The 3,617-nt window shown below is 56.6% G+C and carries 4 protein-coding genes and 1 pseudogene; all 5 read left to right on the top strand.

The genetic code is table 11. The annotated features are described in order from the left end of the window. Positions 1-2 precede the first annotated feature (2 nt). A pseudogene (locus tag JWR14_RS38560) lies at positions 3-134 on the top strand (hypothetical protein); the annotation flags it as partial. A 78-nt stretch (positions 135-212) separates the two neighbouring features. After that, the gene (locus JWR14_RS16145; RefSeq protein WP_299708464.1) at positions 213-1,769 is read left to right on the top strand and encodes an ATP-binding protein; all 1,557 of its coding nucleotides are present in this window, start codon (positions 213-215) and stop codon (positions 1,767-1,769) included. A 288-nt stretch (positions 1,770-2,057) separates the two neighbouring features. Beyond that, positions 2,058-2,357, top strand: coding sequence for a hypothetical protein (locus JWR14_RS16150; protein ID WP_299708465.1), 300 nt, complete (start codon positions 2,058-2,060; stop codon positions 2,355-2,357). Next, a complete protein-coding gene (locus JWR14_RS38565; RefSeq protein WP_366144549.1) occupies positions 2,329-2,682 on the top strand; it encodes a hypothetical protein in 354 nt (117 codons plus the stop codon). The genes JWR14_RS16150 and JWR14_RS38565 overlap by 29 nt, the downstream gene beginning before the upstream one ends. Before the next feature lie 420 nt (positions 2,683-3,102). Then, positions 3,103-3,495, top strand: a complete 393-nt coding sequence (locus JWR14_RS16155) for a PRC-barrel domain-containing protein (protein WP_299708466.1) — start codon at positions 3,103-3,105, stop codon at positions 3,493-3,495. Positions 3,496-3,617: the final 122 nt, after the last annotated feature.

The raw sequence follows: 3,617 nt of genomic DNA on the forward strand, positions 1-3,617 counted from the left end.
CATTGCTCGATCTTACGCATCGCCTGAAATATCCCGAACTGGCTGACGATGCTGCCGCCGTCTTTAGCAGCCTGCAGATGATTGAGCGCGAGGTCGAAACGAGCGACGGGCATTCTTTTCTGGCTCGCTTGCTGCCCTATCGCACCGCTGACCATCACATTGACGGCGCTGTGCTTACGCTGATCGACGTCACGTCTCGACGGCAAGCGCAATTGGACGCGCGTACAAGTGACGACCGGCTAAAGCTTGCGGCGCTGACGACTGACGACTACGGGATCATCGTTCAGGACATGGACGGAGTGATTGTCAGCTGGAACAAGGGTGCGGAACGGATATTCGGCTACAAGGAAGCGGAAGTGAAGGGCAACTCCATCGATATGATTTTCTTGCCTGCAGATCGTGCGGACGGAATTGCCCAAGCGGAGCGAGCACAAGCGGCCGGCGCCGGGCGCGCAGAGGACGAACGGTGGCACCTGCGACGTGATGGCTCGCAAGCCTACTGCAGCGGTGTGATGACATCGATCAATGCGGCCGACTTTAAAGGTTACGCGAAGATCGTTCGCGACGTCACGAATCAGAAAGGGATCGAAAGTCAGCAGCAGTTACAGTTGAAGCTTGAGCGCGAAATACGCCTTCAGGCGGAGGCCGCCATCCGTTTGAAGGACGAGTTCTTTGCCGTGTTGTCGCACGAACTAAAAAACCCCCTCAATCTGATTCATGTGAAAGCGGAGTTGCTCACCCGCACGCCGGAGGCAAGAGGGATCGCGGTCGTTCAAGAGGCAGCCGAAGCTATCCGGCGCTCCGTCGTCGGTCAGGCGAAAATCATCGACGATCTGCTCGACCTGTCGCGCGCGCGCACTGGAAAACTGGCGTTGCAGCGGGGACCGGTCGACGTTTCGGTCGCAGTGCAATCGGTGGTCGAAGCGAGCGCGGCCGATGCCGCAGTAAACGGCATTGACCTATCGATGTCTGGAGTGGGCGTCCCCGTTGTCATCCGAGCCGATGCGGTCCGCCTCGAACAGATGCTTTGGAACCTCGTGCGCAATGCGTTGAAGTTCACGCCGCACGGAGGACGAATTGGGATCTCGCTCTCACGCGACGATGATTTTATCTGCATCGAAGTTGCGGATACCGGGCAGGGCATTGCTCCCGACTTCCTGCCGAAGATATTTGACATGTTCAGCCAAGCTGAAGCTGCAGGAAGACGCGATCGGGGTGGGCTAGGAATTGGTCTCTCGCTGGTCAAGCAAATTGCAGAAATGCATGGTGGACGCATTGAGGCCGAGTCCGCGGGCTTGGGGAAGGGTGCTCGTTTTCGTCTCTGGTTACCGGAAAGCCCGGTTTTGCGAGGGCCGGACCATCCGGATGAGCCGATCGATTCGAGCGCTCTCATGGAGCTTAAAATCCTGTTGATCGACGATTCGTTGGAATCGCTCGAAGCGTTTCGCACGCTTCTGGAACTCGAGGGCGCGCATGTGCACGCGGAGGCGAGCGCAACGCGGGCTCTTGCGGCGGCGACTAACGACGACTTCGATTTAATTCTGTCGGACATTGGAATGCCCGAGATGGACGGCTATGAATTTATTGAAGCCTTGCGAAGACTGCCGAAGATGGTCGCAGTGCCTGCGATCGCCCTCACCGGGTTCGGACGTGCACAGGACGCTAAGAGAGCGTTACGTGCTGGTTTTAATGCTCATCTCGCGAAGCCCGTATCGTTGCCCGTGTTACTCAATGCGATAGATCGAATAAAAGGGTCGAAACTTGAGTAACGTGGGAGTCTCGACATCGGGCTGCAGTTTCCCGACTCGGCAGAGACTGGGCAATTGCTCGACGCTAAGCGTTCCAGTGGAGCGTCGCTTGGCCGTTCCTCTCGGCGCTGCCTGGTCGTGCTGTGCTTTCTGAGTCGCGTCGGTGCGTTCGAAGCGAGCGAGGCGGGGAAGCGATCCAGACTTTCGGATTGGCGGCCGAAGAGTTGTTTCCCCACTAACTAGGTCTTTCTGCTTCACAGGCGGTACGCCAAATTGGCACTACTTTCCCTGGAACTCAGGGGTCTCGACATGAATCGCGAACAAGAGCTTGCCATCGTCCGCCGCGCATATGCGAAGCAGATCATGGCGTCGGTCGGGCTGGATAATTCGGATGTCGAAGCGGCGTTTGCTACTGTCCAGCGGGAGCGCTATCTCGGCCCGGGGCCATGGCCCGTCTGGAGATCCACCGGTTACACTCCCACACCTGACGACGATCCCGTCCACCTCTATTCCGATGGTTTGATTGGCATCGTTCCAGAGCGCGGCCTCAACAACGGTATCGTCCTACCGTGCGCCTCTCATGGCGAGCGCCGGAATTCGGCCTGGTGAGCACGTTGTTCATATCGGAGCGTGTGTCGGGTATTACACTGCGATCATGGCTCACCTTTCCGGTACGGCTGGAAGCGTAACCGCGATTGAGTTCGACGCCACGCTGGCAGGGCGTGCGGCTTTGAACTTCTCCAACGCGGGAGTTGATAAATCGGCCGCGCCAATTTGGGCATCGCCATGGTGCATCCGCGTCAGGATCCGGTCATCGGACGCGCTTCGTTCGCCGCGCAAGAGAAATTTGGGTTCGTTGCATCATCTCGTCCTCATTGATGCGATGAAACTGTGTAGTCGGCGTGCGTTTCGCACCGCGTACAGCGCCCTTTGAATTTGAGCCTAACGCGTCACAAACTAAGCGCGCGGCACGATATTCACACGTAGTTGACGAGGAATCGCTGTCCATGCCATTTCGCGCACGTATGGGCGTTTTGAGCGACCCTCGATCCGGCCAATTCACAAACTTCAATCGCAGACTCGCGGGAACCCCAATTGCTGGAGACTGACATCACATATCGTTTCGCTTGGAGGACATATGCGCTCAGTGAGCGCATCTTACGTGGAACAGTTGGTTTGGTCGATCGTCGTCCTTAGAGCGCGCGTTATTTGTGAAGGGCTAGCGCTTGATTCGCGGCTATTTAGCCGTTCTATTGACGCGCTGATAACGCAGATCGAACGAGCCTTTCTCCTTCATCGCGTTGTATTGCCACGTAGGCGCTACTGGCACGGACGAAATTCAGAGAGATTAACGATGAAAAAAGTGACCGGTTTTGTAACGGCGGCTGTCCTCGCAATGAGCGTGAACATACAAGCTTTGCGCGCGCAGGGAACGCCACAGGCGATTACTCAACAGAGGGTCGATGTGGTTCAACTGGGCACCGGATACCGGGCTTCTAAAATTAACGGTTCGCCGGTCTTTGATCGCAACAACGAACGTCTCGGGACGATCGATGATCTGATCGTCGTTCCAGGCAACAAAGACGCGTATGTCATCCTCTCGGTCGGTGGATTCCTGGGAATGGGTAAACATTTGGTGGCAATTCCATTCTCAGAGCTTCGCATCGTCGGAAAGGAAATGCAGTTGCCCGATGCAACCAAGGACGCGCTCAAATCTCTGCCAGAGTTCAAATACACGCCCAACTAGATCGAGCGTCGATGTCGGAGTGGGGCCGCCATTACCATTTTTTGCGAACGGAATTTGACATGCGACGGGAAGCCTGTTCGCGATCTGTCGATTACGCTGGCCAAGGTGTTTGCATGAGGCTG

This window comes from Caballeronia sp., from assembly GCF_028292365.1.
Taxonomy (GTDB): Bacteria; Pseudomonadota; Gammaproteobacteria; order Burkholderiales; family Burkholderiaceae; genus Caballeronia.

What these genes read in the sequence shown, in the direction of transcription:
- JWR14_RS38565 (WP_366144549.1), top strand. Translation starts at nt 2,329, where the DNA reads ATGGCGAGCGCCGGAATTCGGCCTGGTGAGCACGTTGTTCATATCGGA.
- JWR14_RS16155 (WP_299708466.1), top strand. Translation starts at nt 3,103, where the DNA reads ATGAAAAAAGTGACCGGTTTTGTAACGGCGGCTGTCCTCGCAATGAGC.
- JWR14_RS16150 (WP_299708465.1), top strand. Translation starts at nt 2,058, where the DNA reads ATGAATCGCGAACAAGAGCTTGCCATCGTCCGCCGCGCATATGCGAAG.